We start from the raw sequence: 18328 nt of genomic DNA on the forward strand, positions 1-18328 counted from the left end.
GATGCCGCGTCGACTGGGAATTGAGATCGCTCGTCTTTGGGCGATCCGTTGCAGCATGGTTTGGCCTCGGGTGGCTCGACGGTGGCCCTTATGGTGGGTCACGCCTCTATAATGGCCGTCACTCATTTCAGATCAGGATATGTCCCAATGAAGCGTCCCAGTGGCCGCGCCGCCGACCAGCTGCGTTCAATCCGCATCACTCGTAACTACACCAAGCACGCTGAAGGGTCGGTGCTGGTGGAGTTCGGCGACACCAAGGTGATCTGCACTGCCAGCGTCGAGAATGGCGTGCCCCGATTCCTCAAAGGGCAGGGGCAGGGCTGGCTGACTGCAGAGTACGGCATGCTCCCGCGCGCCACTGGCGAACGTAACCAACGTGAAGCCAGCCGGGGCAAGCAGGGTGGACGCACGCTGGAAATTCAGCGGCTCATCGGTCGGTCGCTGCGTGCAGCGCTGGACATGAGCAAGCTTGGTGAGAACACCATCTATATCGATTGCGATGTCATTCAGGCCGATGGCGGCACGCGTACTGCTTCGATCACCGGCGCGATGGTTGCTCTGGTGGATGCATTGAAGTTGATGAAAAAGCGCGGCGGGCTCAAGGGTGGTGATCCGCTCAAGCAGATGGTCTCGGCAGTATCGGTAGGTATTTACCAGGGTGAACCGGTCCTCGACCTAGATTATCTGGAGGATTCGGCGGCCGAAACGGACCTCAACGTGGTGATGACCAGCGCTGGCGGCTTTATCGAGATCCAGGGTACGGCTGAGGGTGCGCCTTTCCAGCCTGCAGAGCTGAACGCGATGTTGGCGTTGGCGCAAAGCGGAATGCAGGAGCTGTTTGCTTTGCAACTTGCCGCGCTGGCTGACTAAGGAACAGAGGAGAACGTCATGTCTGATAAGGAGCTGGTTTCGCAGCCCTCTGCGCAAGCGCGGCAATGGGCCATGTTCTGTCATTACTCGGCGTTCTTCTGGTTTCTGGTGCCGATGATTGGCAACGTACTGGGGCCGTTGATCATCTGGCAATTGAAGAAGGATATGGATCCCTTCGTCGATGAGCAGGGCAAGGAAGCACTCAACTTCCAGATCACCTTCAGCATCCTGCTGATGATTTGCGGAGTGCTTGCCTGGATTCTGATCGGCTTTCCGTTGATGGCGCTGATCAGCGTCGTGGCGTTGGTGCTGGTGGTGATTGCCGGAATCCGCGCCAACGAGGGCAAGCCTTATCGTTACCCGTTTTGCTGGCGGATCGTGAAATAGCTTCTCGTCCGGGTTGGGCCCAGCAAAAACACCCTTGCTGGGCGTGTTCTTTCGGATTTAGAGGCTTAGCGTCCAGTCGTAATCCACGACCAGCGGCGCATGCTGCGAGAAGCGCGGCTGGCGCGGCAAACGGGCGTTGCGGACGAAGCGGCGCATGCCGGATGTGAGGATCTGGTAATCGAAGCGCCAACCCAGATTAAGCATCTGAGCCTGTTCCGTCTCGGGCCACCAGCTGTACAGATCGCCCTCGCGCGTGACTTCGCGCATGGCATCGATATAGCCCATGTTGCCAAAGATCTCATCCAGCCAGGCGCGTTCAGGCGCCAGAAAGCCGGTCGCCTGCTGGCAATCGCGCCAGTTCTTAACATCCAGCTTCTGGTGCGCAACATGCAGCGAGCCACAATAGATGTACTCGCGACGCTTGCGGCGCTGCTTGTCGAGGTAATGGGCGAAATCATCCATGAACTTGAATTTCTGATTCAGGTCCTCGTCCCCGCCCCGGCCGGTTGGCAATAGCAGCGAGGCGATGCTGACCTTGTCGAAGTCCGCTTGCAGATAACGGCCGTAGCGGTCGGCAGTCTCGAATCCGAGGCCCATGATGACAGCCTTTGGCTGCAGCCTGGAGTACAGCGCGACGCCGCCCTGTTCAGGGATTTCGGCATCGACGGTATAGAGAAAATATCCGTCGAGTTGGTAGGCTGGATCGTCGAGTTCTACTACGGAAGCGCGGGTATCCTGCAGGCAGATGACATCGGCATTCTGCGCTTGCAACCAGCTGAGTAATCCTCGCTGCGCCGCCGCTTGAATGCCATTCACGTTGACGCTGATGATCCGCATAAATGGCCCCTAAAAACACGTGCGTGTATGATAACCCAAGCTCTTTGCAATTAGCTAAATCAGTGTCTTCCGGGAATATTCTTCATGCAGGCGTACCAGCGCGAATTCATTCGCTTCGCCATCGAGCGCGGGGTTCTGCGCTTCGGTGAGTTCACTCTGAAGTCCGGGCGCACCAGCCCCTACTTCTTCAATGCCGGGTTGTTCAACAGTGGCGCGGCGCTGGCACAGTTGGGACGCTTCTACGCGGCTGCGGTTGCCGAGAGCGGTATCGATTTCGACGTGATCTTCGGCCCGGCCTATAAGGGCATTCCGCTGGCAGCAGCGACGGCAATCTCGCTGGCTGAGCATCACCAGCGTGACCTGCCCTGGTGCTTTAACCGCAAGGAAGCCAAGGACCATGGCGAAGGCGGCACGTTGGTCGGTGCGCCGCTCAGTGGCCGCGTGCTGATTGTCGATGACGTGATCACTGCTGGAACTGCGATTCGTGAAGTCATGCAGATCATCCAGGCTCAGGGGGCACAAGCCGCCGGCGTGCTGATTGCGTTGAATCGGCAGGAGCGAGGCCAAGGCCAGCTGTCGGCTATTCAGGAAGTGGAGCAGGACTATGGAATGCCCGTGGTCAGCATTGTTTCACTCGCTCAGGTGCTGGAGTTTCTAGGGCAGGATGACCAGCTCAAGCGCTATTTGCCGGCAGTCGAGGCCTATCGGGACCAATACGGGATCTGAGGCAGCGCTGGTGAATTCGGGCGTCGCAGACATCGGCGGTTGTTCAAGCCGGAGCGATTTGCAGTTTGTCAGCAACTGACCAATTACGTCCATATAGCAGGTAGTTCGCTGCCATCGTGCGTTGGCCTTGGCCGGCTGGTTCGATCAATCCAGCCGGTCGCCTCTGTGCATCTCCGGTCCGATTCTTCTGATCTGGGCTGTTGCGGGTAAGTAGCATACCAGTCTCAAGTCAGACAGTGCCGGAGCAGTTGGTGTGCTTATTGCTGCGCAACTGTGACGGGGTTTGTATAAGCTGGAACCCTTCGGGCATTAAGAACAATCAGGCATTACGAGTAGCAGTGCCGAAAGCACCGGGTACGGAAGAGGCTGGAGTATGCGAATTTGGACGCGCGTAGTGTTGCTGCTGGGCTTGTTGGGAGTGACGGCAGCGCAAGCCGAGCTGTATCGCTATGTTGACGACAAGGGTGTTGTGGTCCTCGATCGGCACGGGGTGCCGCCGCAATTTATCGGTCGCGGCTACGAGGTTCTGAATGACCAGGGGCGTGTGACGCAGGTCATACCTCCAGCACCTACCGCTCAAGAGCGTCAGCGTATGCAGGAGGCTAAAGCCCGCGCTGAGACCGACGCCCAGTTGCTGCGGCTGTATGCCAGTGTCGCGGATGTCGAGCGCGCCAAGGCGCGCAGGCTTTCAGAGCTCGACAGCATTATCGGTATCACCCGTGGCAACCTTCAATCACTGCGGACGCAGCAGGCGAATCTCCAGAGCCAGGCGGCCAACCATGAACGTGCCGGACGCAAAGTGCCCGAGCAGCTACTCGTACAGATCGACAATCTCGCCAAAGAACAGGCCAGCCTGAAGCGCGATGTTGAACGCTACAGGCAAACCAGGCAGCAGGCCGAAGCCAGCTACGGCCGGGAACGTGAGCGAGTGGCTGAGTTACTTGGTCAGTCGGAGTAGCAGCGTTTCAACCGGACGAAAAAAAGCCCGGCTTTTCATCCGAGAAGCCGGGCTTTTTCATGGTTGTTTCAGTGGGGAGCTGAGGCCTTCCGGTTGGTGATCAGTGTGCCGACACCAATGTCGGTGAAGATTTCCAGCAACACCGCGTTGGGAACGCGGCCATCGATGATGTGCGCACTGTGCACGCCGCCTTGTACCGCCTCCAGCGCACAGCGAATCTTTGGCAGCATCCCGCCGTAGATGGTGCCGTCGGCGATCAAATCGTCGACCTGTGCGGTGGTCAGTCCGGTCAGCACCTGGCCCTGCTTGTCCATCAGGCCGGCAATGTTAGTCAGCAGCATCAGCTTTTCCGATTTCAGCGCTTCGGCAACCTTGCCTGCGACCAAGTCGGCGTTGATGTTGTAGGACTCGCCGTCCGGGCCAACGCCGATGGGTGCAATAACCGGGATGAAGTTGCCGCGAACCAGCATTTCCAAGAGCTCGGTATTTACCCCAGTGACTTCACCAACCTGGCCAATGTCGATGATTTCCGGTGAGGTCATTTCAGGCGTCTGACGCGTCGCCTTGAGCTTCTTCGCGCGGATCAGCTTGGCGTCTTTGCCGGTCAGACCGATGGCTGCGCCGCCGTGCTGGTTGATCAGGCTCACAATGCTCTTGTTGACTTGGCCGCCGAGCACCATTTCAACCACGTCCATGGTCTGGCTGTCGGTGACCCGCATGCCGTCGATGAAGTGGCTTTCGATGTTGAGGCGCTTGAGCAGGTCGCCGATCTGCGGCCCGCCGCCGTGGACCACCACCGGGTTAATGCCCACTGCTTTCATCAGCACGATATCGCGCGCAAAGCCGGTTTTCAGCTCCTCGCTTTCCATCGCGTTGCCGCCGTACTTGATGACCAGCGTCTTGCCGACGAACCGCCGGATGTAGGGCAGCGCCTCGGACAGGACCTGGGCGAATTGGGTGGCGGCTTCACGGCTGAGGGTCATGCAGGGCTCCGCAAGTCAGAACGGCAGGGTGAGATCAGGCGCGACAGTATAAAGCTGCGCGCGGAAGACGTCCTGTATGCGCTTGAGTTCATCCTCGGTTTCGGCTTCGAAACGCAGCACCAGTACCGGAGTAGTGTTCGAGGCGCGCACCAGGCCCCAGCCTTTCGGGTAGTCGACGCGGACGCCGTCCAGGGTGGTGATGTTCGCCTCGCCCCAATGCGCGTCGCGATGCAGCGCTTCGATGATGCTGAACTTACTTTCCTCGGTGACCTGAATATTGATTTCGGGGGTCGAGATATCGTTCGGGAAGGCCGAGAAGACCTGCTCCGCGTTGCGCTTGTCCTGGCTGAGGATCTCCAGCAGGCGCACTGCACTGTAGATGCCGTCATCGAAACCGTACCAGCGCTCCTTGAAGAAGATGTGCCCGCTCATCTCACCCGCCAGCAGCGCACCGGTTTCCTTCATTTTCTTTTTGATCAGCGAGTGCCCTGTCTTCCACATGACCGGGCGGCCGCCGTATCCGCTGATCAGCGGTGTCAGGCGCCGCGTGCATTTGACGTCGAAGATAATGTCGGCGCCGGGGTTGCGCGACACGACATCCTTGGCGAACAGCATTAGCAAGCGATCAGGGAAAACCACGCTGCCGACATTGGTCACCACGCCCACGCGGTCACCGTCGCCGTCGAACGCCAGGCCGAGGTCAGCATTCTCCGATTTGACCTTGGCGATCAGGTCTTCGAGGTTTTCCAGCTTGCCCGGGTCGGGGTGATGGTTGGGGAAGTTGCCGTCGACCTCGCAGAACAGCGGAATGACCTCGCACCCCAGGGCTTTTATAAGCTGCGGGGCAATGACGCCAGCGACGCCGTTGCCGCAGTCCACTACCACCTTCATCGGCTTGGCCAAGGCGATATCGTCGCGGATTCGCTTGAAGTAGCTTTCCAGAACGTCGACCTGTTCCGCCTGGCCAACGCCTTCGCTGAGGTTGCCGGTTTCAATGCGCTGGCGTAGCGCCTGGATCTGTTCGTTGGCGAGCGTGTCGCCCGCGATGACGATTTTGAAGCCGTTGTAGTCCGGCGGGTTGTGACTGCCAGTGAGCATCACGCCGGATTTGCCGGCAAGAACGTTGGCGGCGTAGTAGAGCACCGGGGTCGGTACCATGCCGACGTCGTTGACGTTACAGCCGCTGTCCACCAGACCCTGGATCAGATGCTGGACCAACTCGGGGCCGGACAGTCGTCCGTCGCGGCCAACCGACACGTTTGGTTCGCCCTGGGCCAGGCTCTCGGAGCCCACTGCCCGGCCAATCCAGTAAGCGGTTTCGGTGGTCAGGCTGTCGCCGACCACGCCACGGATATCGTAGGCGCGGAAGATGCTCGCGGGCAGTTGCGGGGCTTTAGGGGCGCTCATTGCGGTTTCTCGCTCCTTGGTATCGAGGCCAAGCCAGTCCTGGTCCTCGTCGAGAATGTCGATATCGAGAATGTCGGTGTCCTGGAAAAGAGGGTCGACATAGTCGGTAGATGGGGGTTGCCTGACCGCGGCCTGCTCAGTGGCCGGGGCTTTGGTCGATGCCATTCCGGCGGTGCGGAGCGGCAATCGGACCAGGCTTTTCGCCAGTGCATCAAGCGCCGGCAGCCTTAAAGTCGGTGTTTTGATGGCCTTGCCGTTGGAGAGTTCCTGAACCATCTGGCCCAGATGCAAGACATCTTCACGGAGCCTGCGTTGCTGTGTGCTGTGCACTGCCTGCAGGCCGAGCAACAGCCCGCAGAATGCCGCCAGGGCCGCCGCTAGCACCAGTAGTGGTGAGAGACTCGCGACGCCATGCTCTGATGCCGGTAAGAAACTGATCGTCCAGTTCGGGTTGCTACTCGGCAGGTCTATCGCCGCCCCATCCAGGCCGGCTCCGCCACGCTGGACCAACAACTGTGTTGGGGCGGCGCTGAATTGCTGCGTCAGTCGCAGTTGCCCGGCTTCGGCTGGCAGTTGCGGCAGGGTTGCCAGGAAGCGTTCCAGGCTGGTTACCAGCAGCAGAGTGCCCTGTACCGGCTGATCGGCTTCCGGGCGCAACGCCGCAGCGCTGTAGAGCAGCCAGCGTGTGCCAACCTTGAATGCTTCGGTTGCCGGCGTTTGCCCGTTCTCGGCGCGCTGCAACATGTCCAGTGCGGCAAAATTCAGCGGTCCGGGTCGGCTGGCATCCGTTCGCGCCTGGCCGCGCAGGCTGAGGTGCGCATCGATGACGCCGTCCCGGTAGCCGAACTCACGTTCAACGGCGCGTATCTGTTGCGGCTGGTCGCTGCGCAGTGCTTCGAGCAATTGCGGATCGCTGGCGGCGGCGCGGGTGTCTTCGGCCAGTTGGCGGAGGGCCTGATTGATCGCCGAAGCCTGGCTCTGACCCCATGCCTGGGCGAGTGCGTTGGCTTGCTGCTGCTGACTGCTCTGCTGGGCAACCCAAAGCAACCCACCGGCAACCACGAGCCCCAGCAGCCCCGGGATCAGCCCGGGTGTGAGCGTTTTCAGTCCGACGCTGCGGCGTGGGCGGGACGGGGCGGTATCGGCAGGGTTGAGAACGGTGTCGTCCTTGGCGGTGCGCTTGAAGAGTTTCATGGAGCTCCTCGGTTCGTCCTGAAAAAGACGAGAAATATCTCAGTGACTGCCCGAATGGCCGAAGCCGCCGGCGCCGCGCTCGCTGCCGTCGAATTCGTTCACCAGTTCGAACTGCGCTTGAATCACCGGGACCAGCATCAGCTGGGCGATGCGCTCGCCTATGGCGATGTTGAAGCTGGTCTGGCCGCGGTTCCAGCAGGAGACCATCAGCTCGCCCTGGTAGTCGGAGTCGATCAGGCCGACGAGATTGCCCAGCACGATGCCATGCTTGTGGCCCAGGCCAGAGCGCGGCAGGACCAGCGCCGCGAGGCTCGGATCGGCAATGTGAATGGACAGGCCGGTAGGGATCAGCAAGGTCTGCCCTGGCTCCAGTGTGGTATCGGCTGGCAGCATGGCGCGCAGGTCAAGTCCGGCAGAGCCGCTGGTGGCGTATTCGGGCAGTGGAAAATCCGTGCCAAGGCGGGGGTCGAGAATCTTCGCTTGAAGTTTGTGCATGGTCAGGCCTGGTGGTAACGGTCGGCTATAAAGGCGATCAGCTGGCGAGCGATGTGCCCCTTGCTGGCTTGACTGAAGCGGGTTTCGTGTTGCTGGCGGTCAATCACCGTGACGGCGTTTTCTTCGCTGTTGAAGCCGATGCTCGGGTTGGCGACGTCGTTGGCCACGATCAGGTCGAGGTTCTTGTCACGCAGCTTGCGCGTGGCGTACTCCAGCAGGTTTTCCGTTTCGGCCGCAAAGCCGACGCTGAATGGTCGATCCGTCCGCCCGGCCAGCGTGGCAAGAATGTCGGGGTTGCGGACCATCTGCAGAAGCAAGCCGTCGCCCTTGGTGGGGTCTTTCTTCAATTTGTGCGGTGCCACCACTTCGGGCCGATAGTCGGCAACCGCCGCGGCGGCAATGAACAGATCGCACGGTATCGCCGCTTCGCACGCGGCAAGCATGTCCCGGGCGCTGACCACGTCGATGCGCTGAACGCGGTCGGGCGTCGGCAGGAATACCGGCCCGGCCACCAGCGTCACGCGGGCACCGGCCTCGGCGGCCGCTTCGGCCAGGGCGAAACCCATCTTCCCGGAGCTGTGATTGGTGATATAGCGCACCGGGTCGATGTTTTCCTGGGTTGGGCCGGCGGTGATCAGGAGATGCTTGCCGGTCAGCAGGCTGCGTTCGAAGCAGTCAGCCGCGGCCTGCGCCAGATCATCCGCTTCGAGCATGCGGCCGAGGCCGACATCGCCGCAGGCCTGGCTGCCGGATGCCGGGCCGAACAGGCGGATCCCTCGCTGTTCCAGCAGGGCGCGGTTGGCTTGGGTGGCGGGATCAGCCCACATGGCCTGATTCATCGCGGGCGCCAGGGCTACCGGTGCGCTGGTCGCGAGCACGAGCGTGGTCAACAGGTCGTTGGCGACACCCTGGGCCAGACGTGCCATCAGATCGGCCGTAGCGGGCGCCACCAGGACCAGGTCGGCCCAGCGCGCTAGCTCGATATGCCCCATGGCTGCCTCGGCAGCAGGGTCGAGTAGGTCCAGGTGGACAGGGTGGCCGGACAGGGCCTGGAGGGTTAGCGGCGTAATGAATTCACGACCGCCGCTGGTCATCACGACGCGCACTTCGGCGCCCTGGTCGCGTAGCCGGCGCACCAGCTCCGCGCTCTTGTAAGCGGCGATGCCGCCGCCGACGCCCAGGACGATGCGTTTACGATAGAGCCGCTGCATAGGCCTGCCTTGTTACGGGGTGAGAACTGGTTCCGGCGAGGGCCGGTTGCCGTGCATAAAAGGCCGCTAAGATAGCACAGCGCCCTCTGAGGACGAGGGACGCGCTCGACATGGAGGTGACATGAGCATTCGTGACTGGCCGGCTGCGGAGCGGCCGCGGGAAAAACTGTTGGAGCAGGGCGCAGCGGCCCTGTCCGATGCGGAGCTGTTGGCGATTTTTCTACGCACCGGCGTAACTGGAAAAAGCGCGGTGGATCTGGCGCGGCATCTGCTGAATGAGTTCGGCAGTCTCCGGGCGTTACTCGAAAGTGACCTCGCTCAGTTCAGTAAGCACCTTGGCTTGGGACCGGCCAAATTTGCTCAACTGCAAGCCGTGCTGGAAATGGCACGACGGCATCTGGCCGAACGCATCCGTCGTGATTCGGCATTGGAAAGCCCTCAGGCGGTGCGCGATTATCTCAAGGCACGCCTGCGGCATGAGCCGCACGAACTCTTCGCTTGTCTGTTTCTCGATTCCAAACACCGGGTATTGGCGTTTGAAATTCTGTTTCATGGCACCATCGATGGGGCCAGCGTATATCCGCGCCAGGTGGTCAAACGCGCCCTGGCACAGAACGCCGCAGCGGTCATCCTGACCCACAACCATCCATCCGGCGTCGCCGAGCCCAGCCAGGCCGATCGGCAGCTGACCCGCAGGCTCAGCGATGCGCTGGCGCTTATCGATGTGCGGGTAATCGATCATTTTATCGTCGGTGATGGCGAACCATTGTCCATGGCCGAGCGTGGCTGGATGTAGTCCCGCAAACTGCACGAAAAGCGTACCGGACGAGTATTCACGCGAGCAGCGGAATAAGCAGCAGCGGGAGCAACACGCTCAGGACGAAGCGGCCATTCCAGCCGACGGCGATGCGCCAGGGTGACAGCTGGGCATGGCGCGCCAGCAACACTGCCGAGGGGCCGTAGGGCGAGAGCAGCATCGCCAGCGAAAACCCGAACAGCAGCGCCACGGCCGGCTGTGTCACCGCCAAGCCCTGACTCGCCAGCTGTGCCAACAAGGCGGCGCACAGGTTCAGCGATATCAGCGGCGCCACGCCGAGCAGCGCCAGCGCCATGACTGCCAGCGCACCGGCTGTGCCCAGGCCAAACAACACCAGTGGCGTGCTATCGAGTTGTTCCGCCAGGTGATGCACCGGCAACACGGCGGCAACCAGTCCCGCGAGCAGCGCCGAGCTGGCGAAGATGAACGTCTCGTTGCGCATACCGATCAGCGTTTCGCTGACCTCGCCGATGACTTGGCGCGGCGAGATCCGCTGCCAGAGCAGGATCAGAATCACGGCGGTTGGCACCGTCAGCATCGCGGCCTGAGTGGCCGACAGCCAGGTCAGTGCTGCAAGCAGGGCGATCAGCACAATGCCGATCAGGCTGCCTAGCAACAGGCCATGCAAGCGACCACCGCTTTGTTGGCTTTCCAAACCGGCGTCGACGACCGGGTAGTCCACCAATTGCTGAAGACGGCGATTCTCGATCGGCCAGCCGAACAGCAGCAGGATCAGGCCACCTAGCAGCCCGAAGGGTAGCAGTGTGCTCCAGCTGAGCCCGAGCTCGCGGGTCAGGATTGCCACCGCGACGCTGGTCGGCGCCAGCAAAGGCACCAGGGCGAATCCGCGCAGAGCAGCAACCATCACGGCGCGGCGACCTTCCCGCCGTTGATGATCGTCATAGGGATGGCGTTCGAGATGCTTTTCCAGCGAGCCGCATATCAGGTTCAGCATGCCGAAACTGAGAACCGAGCTGATCGCAAATGTGCTCAGTAGATAGCCTGGATAGAGCCATGCCCGGGGGCCTGCCAGCAGCAAGCGGTGCAGTTCGCTGAGTTGGTGCAAACGCTTGACCAGACAGTGCATCAGACCCAGTGCGCCGATGAAGGCTGCGTAATAGGCGGCCGATGACAACAGGCGTGCGCCTTGCTGCCAGGTCGCTTCGCCAGACAGCAACCAGTATCCGAGCAGCGCAGCCGTGACGATTCCGAGCCGCCGCGGATAGGGCATCAACGAGCGCCAGTGCCAGACGAAGAACAGGCCCAGCAGGACACCGCTGATCACGCTCAGCGGCTGAATTCGGGTAACGAGCGCCAGTAGCTCGAACAGTAGAGCCAGTGGCAGTAGCCCGGTCATCTAGGCTGGGAGCTCCCGACGAAGCGCGCCACGCTTGAACACGCCTTCGCCGAACGCGATCAGCCGATCCTGTTCATCCAGCAAGTCGCAGCTGGCCATGAATACCTGGTGCCCGGACGAGCGACATTTGGCTTGGGCTCTGACTCGACTCCCTGCTGCGGCTGCTCTGCTGAAATTGATGTTCATCGACAGGGTCAGCGCCACTCGGCGGTCGGCCGGGTCGGCTTCCCAGGTGCCGCAAAGGCCCATCGCAACATCCATCAAAGTCGCCATGACGCCGCCGTGCATGTTGCTGGCATTGTTCAGATGGCGTGGCAGCAAGTTCAGTACGAGCGTGGCGTGCTCAGGGCCGTAAGCCAGCAGCTCGCAGCCGACGTCCTGAAAGAAGCCGGTAACGGAGGCGTGAACCTGTTGTAGTTGGTCGCGAGAGTAGTCGGTGCTAGACATGGCGCTCGATCACGGATGGCTTGCTAAGGAGACTGGCAGTCTTTAGGCTCGTGGTCAATTATATGGAATGAAGTTTCGCAGTGCGAAACCAGCATTGAGTGTAAGTTGTCGAATTGCAACGCCATCCCTGTTAAGGAGGTCCTCATGTTTTCCCGAATCGGCATTATCGGCGCCGGCGCCATGGGGCGCGGTATCGCGCAGCTGTTCGCCAGCGCCGGCCAGCAGGTCTGGTTGTATGACAGCCGCCCTGAAACCATCGAACAAGCCCTGCAGTTCAACCGCGAGTTGCTCGAGCGCAGCGTAGCCAAGGGGCGTCTAACGCCTGATGCGCTGACAGCGATTCTTGAGCGCATGCAGCCCGCCCATCAGTTGGCCGAGCTGTCCGGCTGCGATTTGCTGATCGAGGCCATCGTCGAAAATCTCGAAGCCAAGCAGAGCCTGTTCGTCGAACTGGAAAGCTTGATCGCCCCCGAGGCCGTCCTTGCCACCAACACCTCGTCATTGTCGGTAACCCGCATCGCCAGTGCCTGCAAGCGGCCAGAGCGGGTCGCGGGCTACCACTTCTTCAATCCGGTGACGCTGATGAAGCTGGTCGAGGTGGTTCGCGGCGAGCGCACCGATGCGTCCGTGATCGAGCGCTTGGTAGCACTGGCCGAGCATGCCGGACATTTCCCGGCGATTACGCCGGATACTCCCGGTTTCCTGGTCAACCACGCCGGTCGCGCTTATGGCACCGAGGCCCAGCGGATTCTCAGCGAGGGCATCGCCACGCCGGAACAGATCGACCGCATCCTGCGTGACGGCCCGGGGTTTCGAATGGGCCCGTTCGAGTTGTTCGACCTGACCGGTCTGGACATTTCCCATGCGGTGATGGAGTCGGTGCATGACCAGTTCTATTACGACCCGCGCTACACGCCATCGTATCTCGCCGCACAGCGGGTGGCGGCGGGGTTGCTCGGACGCAAGACCGGCCAGGGGTTCTACCGCTATGAGGACGGTCAGCAGATCCGTACACCGGAGCCCCGCTTCGAGCCGGTGAACCTCGATCGACCGTTCTGGCTCGACAGTATCGAGCCCGAGCTGCGCAGCCAGATTGGATCGGTCCTGCAGCAGGCTGGGGCCGTCCTCGAAGATGGTGCCGAGCCTTCGGACCAGGCGATCTGCCTGATCACACCGCTGGGAGAGGATGCAAGTAGCTACATCGAGCGGCTGGCGCTGCCTGCGGTGCGCACCGTCGCGCTGGACCTGTTCAGCGACCTCGACAAACGCCGCGTGCTGATGCGTCAGCCGGCGCTTGATCCGGCGCTGGAGGCGCAGGCCCGTCAGGCGTTGGCGGCCGATGGTGTGCCGGTGGAGGTGATCAACGACTCACCGGGTTTCGTCAGTCAGCGCATCGTCGCCAGCATCGTCAACCTGGGTTGCGAGATCGCCCAAAAGGGTATCGCCTCGCCGGAGACGCTCGACCGTGCCGTGACGGTTGCCCTCGGCTACCCGAAGGGACCGCTGGGCTTTGCCGCGCACTACAACCCGGCGCGAATCCTGAGCATCCTCGAAGGCATGCAGCGCTGTTACGGTCATGAGCCGCGTTATCGTCCGAGCCCCTGGTTACGGCGCCGGGTACAGCTCGGTCTGCCATTGACGGCGCCGGATCAGGCTCGCTAGGTTGAACGCTTAGCGCACGCTCAGGCTTTAGCACCGCTTAAGGTTGGGCGCATCCAGCCGCTAAACCGGTAAGTCGGCCGCGCCGGACGATCTGCAGCGTTTGCGTAATCGTCCCTGGCCCGGAAGGCCATGTGCCACTAACGAACGATGTTCTTTGCTGGCAGAGGTGGTACAACGCCTATTTACCGGATGAAAACAAGAGGCCACCGATGCGCCCAACCCTCCGCCTTCACCCCAAGGCCTGTCTGCTTCACGCGGCTGCCCTGCTGGGGTTGCTGCTGTTTCATGGCTGGATGGAACTGCCGTTCTATCTGACTGCGATTTCAGTTCTGCTGTTGGCCCTTTGGCCCTGGCTGGGTCCGTGGCGCACAGCGGCGAAAGCCCCGGTTGCTGAAGACGCCAGCGAGCTGAGCTCCGCTGCGCTGAGCAAGAGTCTCTCCCGCCACACCTGCCACAACGCCTTGTCTGCCGCTCAGGTGTCCTTCAGTGCCGAACAGCTGGCGGCACGGCTGCAGTCGCAGCTGGTCGCGGTCAGCGAGATTGCCAATGGCGCCGAGGCGATGACCGCGACGGAGCAGGACAGCGCTGCCCGCGCGCGGCACACCTTGGAAGCGGCCGAAGCCGTGCGACGCAGCAGCGACAGCGGGCGTATCGAGCTTCAGCACGCCATCGAGCGCATGCAGCAGCTCAGCGCACAGACCGAAGCCAGCCGCGAATTGCTTGATGGACTCTCGACCCGCACGGAAGAGATTCGCCAGATCACTGATGTGATTCAATCCATCGCCAGCCAGACCAACTTGCTCGCGCTCAATGCAGCAATCGAGGCGGCGCGCGCCGGTGAAGCCGGACGCGGCTTTGCCGTGGTTGCCGATGAAGTACGCAACCTGGCCGGTCGCACCAGCAGCGCCACCGAAGAGGTGGGCCGGATGGTCAGCGATATCCGCGAGCAAAGTGGCGCGGTGGTCAGCCATATCCAGAAACAGGCCAGCGAACTCGATGACGCCGCCGCACAGATCGCAGGAACAGGCACTCAACTGAGTGGTATCGCCGACCTGGCTGGCAATGTCGAAACCCAGGTGGCAGAAATCGCTGCCGGCACGGCAAGCAATCATGAGCGACTGGCGCAGTTGTTCGTCGCGGTAGAGCAATTGCGTGGCGACGCTCTGGAGAGTGAGACCCAGACGCTCCAATTGGAGCAGGCCGCAGAAAAGCTGGTAGAGCAGGCGGAAACCGTCAGCGAACAGCTCGCCGAGGTGCAGCTCGATGCCTACCATCAGGATATTTACGATCTCGCACGCGAAGCTGCGGCTGCCATTGGCGCGCGTTTCGAGGCGGACCTGCTAGCCGGGCGCTTGAGCATTGACGATCTGTTTGATCGCAACTACCGGGCGCAGCCGGGAACCGATCCGATCCGCTACAGCACTCGTTTCGATCGTTACGCTGACGAGGTCCTCCCGGCAATCCAGGAACCTTTGCTCGCGCGCAACGAGGCGTTGATCTACGCGATCGCGACCACGCCGGACGGCTACGTGCCGACCCACAACCATGCCTTCAGCCAGCCGCCGATCGGCAATCCAGAAATCGATAAGGTCAAGAGCCGCAGCAAGCGTCTGTTCAATGACCGCACCGGTGCACGCTGTGGCAGCCACGAACGCAGGGTGCTGTTGCAGACCTACAGTCGGGACACAGGCGAGTTGATGCATGACCTCTCGGTGCCGATCATGGTGGGCGGGCGCCATTGGGGTGGTCTGCGGTTGGGCTACCGTCCAGAGCAATAGTGGCTGTGCATGCGCTGGCACAAGTGCCATCACCTTTGGCGCCCCACACCAATCGATGCCGCGCAGCGCTTCCTCAAGCTGACTAAGCTTGCCGGTCAGACTATCCGGACTTCGTGCATGAAAACCTTGACCGACTGTCTTGCCCAGTACGCGGCCTATCACCGAGACCCGCGCAATCTGCTCAGCCACTTCATCGGCATTCCAATGATCGTGCTGGCCGTCGCGGTGCTGCTGTCACGTCCCGGTGTGGAAGTGTTCGGCTTGTGGTTGAGTCCGGTTGCGCTGGTCGCCTTGGTCTCGACACTGTTCTACTTGCGGCTGGATCTGCGCTTCGGCGTGCTGATGGGAGCGGTGCTGCTGTTCTGCGTTTGGGTCGGTGCAGCGCTTGGGCAACAGTCGACGACGTTATGGCTGACTGCTGGGGCCGGTTTGTTCGTGGTCGGCTGGATCATCCAGTTCGTTGGTCACTACTTCGAAGGGCGCAAGCCCGCATTCGTTGACGACATGACCGGTCTGATCATCGGGCCGCTGTTTGTCGCTGCCGAGTTGGGCTTCATCTTCGGTCTGCGAGAACCCTTGCGCCACGCTATCGAGGCGCGGGTTGGCCCGGTTCAGCTGCGACAGCAGTCAGCCAATGCCTGAAAGGTGCGCGTTCATTCGGGCGCGAGCGCCATCCATTGTTTGCTGAGGCTGCGAGCGTGGCGATCAACCATGATCGGCGCGAAAGCGCGCCCTGAGGCGGTATTGAAGCTGTTGTTACCGCTGTTCATGTCTTCGAGCGCGACCTTGAGAAACGCCCAACGTGTCTTCAGCTTGGCGATCGCCACATTCGATTTGCCATCCAGCGCCGCCAGTTGCTCGTCGATCGACGGTACGAGGCGGCGCTCGTCCTGACCGAGGTAGGTGTCCGGTTGTTCGCGTGCGGTTTCGAATGAGCCGACATAGGCGCGGCTCAAGTACTGAACGGTGAGGTATTCCACCTTGGCCGGAAGCTCGGCACGCACGTCGGCGCCTTGCTGGCTGCGCACCGCCGTGAGGAAATCGCGCAGCGCCTTGCTCATCTGCAGCGGCCAGCCCCACGGCATGTCGTCTTCCTCACGGCCGAAGCGTGCGCCTTCGCGTAGCGTTGTCTGCAGGACCTCATGTAATGGGTGCAGATCGTTGCGGGCGCTGGGGAAGTCGCCGACCGTGTCGGCTAGCGCCTTGAGGTCGCTTTCCATTCGCGCCAGGTGCGCTTTCTGAAAGCCTTCGCCTCGATAGAGCAACAGGCTGCTGGTGGCGCGGTTGGCATGGATTTGCATGCTTTCCAGCGAGGTGAAGGTCTGGGCGTGGGCAGGATTGAGCAGCGCTGGAAACCAGCACGCCAGCAAAATCAACATCCATAGCCACTTGCGATGAGTCATGTTGCGCTCCCTTTTTATTTTTATAGAAGCAGGTGCCAGGCGTGGAGCCAGCACGGTATAGGCTCGGTAGCCTAGCTAAGGGGTGGCGCTGTGGTATCAGGCAAAGGAATTAATTCTGCTGGGGCGGCCGTTTGCGCGGCAAGTTTGGCGGAAGTGACACGAAACCCCTTGCGCTTATTACGGTATCAGAGCATCCGCTCCAGTCCGATCACTCGGCTGAACCAGGCATTGAACCGTCGCCACGCACCGCCCGGTTCGTGCAGGAAGACCTTTCGCTGCCCGTCGTCTTCAGCGATCCAGATCAATCGCGGCTTGCCGTTGCGCTCGATCAGCCGCACTTCGTAGCTGACGGCGGGCGAAGTACCTTCCTGCGTGAGCTTGTGCACTTCGCTGGCCAGTTCCGGACTGTCGATAAGGATGCCGACCTCGGTGTTCCACAGGACTGAGCGAGGATCGAAGTTCAACGAGCCGAGGAACACCTTCTCCTTATCGAAAACAGCAGCTTTGCTGTGCAGGCTGGACTCGGAATCGCCGGTGAGGCTGTAAGTCGTTTCCTGATCCGGTTGACGGCGTAACTCAAACAATCTAACCCCAGCTTTCAGCAGCTCGGCGCGATAGGGGGCATAACCGCCATGCACGGCGGGCACATCGGTGGCTTCCAGAGAATTTGTCAGGATCCGTACTGCAACGCCGTTGCTGGCGTGTTCTGCCAGGTAGTCGGCGCCTTGCTCGGTAGGTACGAAGTAGGCCGAGATCAACGTCAGGGATCGTCGTACCCCATCCATGCTGGGCTGCAGTTGGGTGGTCAGCAGCAGGCTTTCATCAGGGATTCCGGACGCTTCGATCTTGTCAGGGTGATCCCAAAGCGCTTCACCGGGTGCCCAGATGAGATCGCTCAGCCAGTGACTTGGAAGCGGAGTCTGCAGCTCACTCATCAGATGCTGATAGCGGCGCTCGTTCTTGCGTCGTTCAGCCTGCAGATAATCATTGATATCGCGGCGCGCCAGCTCCAGGTCATCTTCGCTAGGGGGATGGCGCAAGAACTGCTGGATCGGCACGCTCAGCGAATGGTTCCAGTACTGGTCGAAGCTGACCATTAGCTGCTCGGCGACCGGGCCGGCGGCGAGCAGATCGATATCGGTGAAGTTGAAGCTCTGGTCGACATCGAAGTATTCGTCGCCCAGGTTGCGCCCGCCGACAATGGCCAGGCTGCCGTCGGCAAGCATCAGCTTGTTGTGCATGCGCCGATGTTGCTGGGAGAGGTTGAGCAGCCGACCCAGCGAACGGGTAATCAAGGTGCTGCGGCCGATATGCAGCGGATTGAACACGCGAATCAGGATATTCGGGTGTGCTGCCAGAGTGGCGATCTGGTAATCGCTGCCATCGCTGGTGGTGTCATCGAGCAGCAGGCGTACCCTGACGCCACGGTCTGCGGCGCGCAGCACCTCCTGTATAAGCGCGCGGGTGCTGAGGCCGTCGTGGACGATGTAATACTGCACGTCGAGGCTGGTCCGGGCCTTGCGAATCATCTGCATGCGCGCTGCAAAGGCTTCGGCGCTGTCGGACAACAGTCGAAACCCCGAGGTGCCCGCAGGTTGTGCGGCCGCCAGCGCACCGATTTGCTGGGTCAGAGCGGAATCCTGAGCGGGCAGCGCGTAAGACCTAGAGGTGGGCGTAATCTGGCCGGCACAGCCCGCCAGCAACAGCACTGCCACAAGTAGCAGGCGCATGCGCAAGTTCACTCCTGTCGATTGTTATGTTTCCTCGACAGATTGGACGCCAGCGCAACGGTGAAA

General features: G+C 61.3%; 17 protein-coding genes. 8 read left to right on the top strand and 9 right to left on the bottom strand.

Features of this window, described 5'->3' with window-relative positions:
• The first annotated feature begins 147 nt into the window (after nt 1–147).
• Nucleotides 148–870, top strand: a complete 723-nt coding sequence (rph, locus tag BUE09_RS17385) for a ribonuclease PH (protein WP_073302868.1) — start codon at nt 148–150, stop codon at nt 868–870.
• Nucleotides 871–888: 18 nt separating this feature from the next.
• A complete protein-coding gene (locus BUE09_RS17390) occupies nt 889–1257 on the top strand; it encodes a DUF4870 domain-containing protein (RefSeq protein ID WP_073302871.1) in 369 nt (122 codons plus the stop codon).
• 57 nt (nt 1258–1314) lie between these two features.
• On the opposite strand, the gene BUE09_RS17395 is transcribed toward BUE09_RS17390, so the two are convergent.
• Entirely contained in the window at nt 1315–2094 is a 780-nt protein-coding gene (locus BUE09_RS17395) for an exodeoxyribonuclease III (RefSeq protein WP_019341209.1), read from the bottom strand.
• An 84-nt stretch (nt 2095–2178) separates the two neighbouring features.
• On the opposite strand from BUE09_RS17395, the gene pyrE reads away from it, so the two are divergent.
• Together pyrE and BUE09_RS17405 are read left to right on the top strand one after the other, a co-directional pair.
• Entirely contained in the window at nt 2179–2820 is a 642-nt protein-coding gene (gene pyrE, locus BUE09_RS17400) for an orotate phosphoribosyltransferase (protein WP_073302880.1), read from the top strand.
• A gap of 373 nt (nt 2821–3193) precedes the next feature.
• A complete protein-coding gene (locus tag BUE09_RS17405; protein WP_073302882.1) occupies nt 3194–3778 on the top strand; it encodes a DUF4124 domain-containing protein in 585 nt (194 codons plus the stop codon).
• Between the two features lie 68 nt (nt 3779–3846).
• Here the strand turns inward: BUE09_RS17405 and argB are convergent, their stop codons facing one another.
• From argB to coaBC, 4 genes are all read right to left on the bottom strand, one after another.
• Nucleotides 3847–4761 (bottom strand): acetylglutamate kinase, encoded by a 915-nt coding sequence (argB, locus tag BUE09_RS17410; RefSeq protein ID WP_073302884.1) that lies wholly within the window; start codon nt 4759–4761, stop codon nt 3847–3849.
• 15 nt (nt 4762–4776) lie between these two features.
• Nucleotides 4777–6168, bottom strand: coding sequence for a phosphomannomutase/phosphoglucomutase (gene algC, locus BUE09_RS20520; protein WP_208607099.1), 1392 nt, complete (start codon nt 6166–6168; stop codon nt 4777–4779).
• Nucleotides 6169–7401: 1233 nt separating this feature from the next.
• Nucleotides 7402–7857 carry a dUTP diphosphatase gene (dut, locus tag BUE09_RS17420; protein ID WP_073302888.1) on the bottom strand — a complete coding sequence of 152 codons (456 nt, stop codon included), beginning with the start codon at nt 7855–7857 and terminating at the stop codon, nt 7402–7404.
• A gap of 2 nt (nt 7858–7859) precedes the next feature.
• On the bottom strand, nt 7860–9068 hold the full coding sequence (gene coaBC / locus BUE09_RS17425; protein WP_073302890.1) for a bifunctional phosphopantothenoylcysteine decarboxylase/phosphopantothenate--cysteine ligase CoaBC: 1209 nt from the start codon (nt 9066–9068) through the stop codon (nt 7860–7862).
• Nucleotides 9069–9189: 121 nt separating this feature from the next.
• Between coaBC and radC the strand changes: the two genes are divergently transcribed.
• Nucleotides 9190–9864 carry a RadC family protein gene (gene radC / locus BUE09_RS17430; protein WP_073302904.1) on the top strand — a complete coding sequence of 225 codons (675 nt, stop codon included), beginning with the start codon at nt 9190–9192 and terminating at the stop codon, nt 9862–9864.
• A gap of 37 nt (nt 9865–9901) precedes the next feature.
• On the opposite strand, the gene BUE09_RS17435 is transcribed toward radC, so the two are convergent.
• Together BUE09_RS17435 and BUE09_RS17440 are read right to left on the bottom strand one after the other, a co-directional pair.
• The gene (locus tag BUE09_RS17435; protein ID WP_073302906.1) at nt 9902–11242 is read right to left on the bottom strand and encodes a hypothetical protein; all 1341 of its coding nucleotides are present in this window, start codon (nt 11240–11242) and stop codon (nt 9902–9904) included.
• On the bottom strand, nt 11243–11689 hold the full coding sequence (locus BUE09_RS17440; RefSeq protein WP_073302908.1) for a PaaI family thioesterase: 447 nt from the start codon (nt 11687–11689) through the stop codon (nt 11243–11245).
• 144 nt (nt 11690–11833) lie between these two features.
• On the opposite strand from BUE09_RS17440, the gene BUE09_RS17445 reads away from it, so the two are divergent.
• The 3 genes from BUE09_RS17445 to BUE09_RS17455 all read left to right on the top strand — a co-directional run bounded on the left by BUE09_RS17445 (nt 11834) and on the right by BUE09_RS17455 (nt 15771).
• A complete protein-coding gene (locus BUE09_RS17445; RefSeq protein WP_073302910.1) occupies nt 11834–13351 on the top strand; it encodes a 3-hydroxyacyl-CoA dehydrogenase in 1518 nt (505 codons plus the stop codon).
• A 209-nt stretch (nt 13352–13560) separates the two neighbouring features.
• Nucleotides 13561–15129, top strand: a complete 1569-nt coding sequence (locus BUE09_RS17450) for a methyl-accepting chemotaxis protein (protein ID WP_073302912.1) — start codon at nt 13561–13563, stop codon at nt 15127–15129.
• A 117-nt stretch (nt 15130–15246) separates the two neighbouring features.
• Nucleotides 15247–15771: an Mpo1 family 2-hydroxy fatty acid dioxygenase gene (locus tag BUE09_RS17455; RefSeq protein WP_073302914.1), complete on the top strand. Its 525-nt coding sequence runs from the start codon at nt 15247–15249 to the stop codon at nt 15769–15771.
• 11 nt (nt 15772–15782) lie between these two features.
• On the opposite strand, the gene BUE09_RS17460 is transcribed toward BUE09_RS17455, so the two are convergent.
• Together BUE09_RS17460 and BUE09_RS17465 are read right to left on the bottom strand one after the other, a co-directional pair.
• Nucleotides 15783–16532 carry a hypothetical protein gene (locus BUE09_RS17460; RefSeq protein WP_073302916.1) on the bottom strand — a complete coding sequence of 250 codons (750 nt, stop codon included), beginning with the start codon at nt 16530–16532 and terminating at the stop codon, nt 15783–15785.
• A 185-nt stretch (nt 16533–16717) separates the two neighbouring features.
• Nucleotides 16718–18268 carry a phospholipase D family protein gene (locus BUE09_RS17465; protein ID WP_073302918.1) on the bottom strand — a complete coding sequence of 517 codons (1551 nt, stop codon included), beginning with the start codon at nt 18266–18268 and terminating at the stop codon, nt 16718–16720.
• Between the last annotated feature and the right edge of the window lie 60 nt (nt 18269–18328).

Origin of the sequence: Stutzerimonas xanthomarina DSM 18231 (genome assembly GCF_900129835.1) — a bacterium.
GTDB lineage: Bacteria > Pseudomonadota > Gammaproteobacteria > Pseudomonadales > Pseudomonadaceae > Stutzerimonas > Stutzerimonas xanthomarina.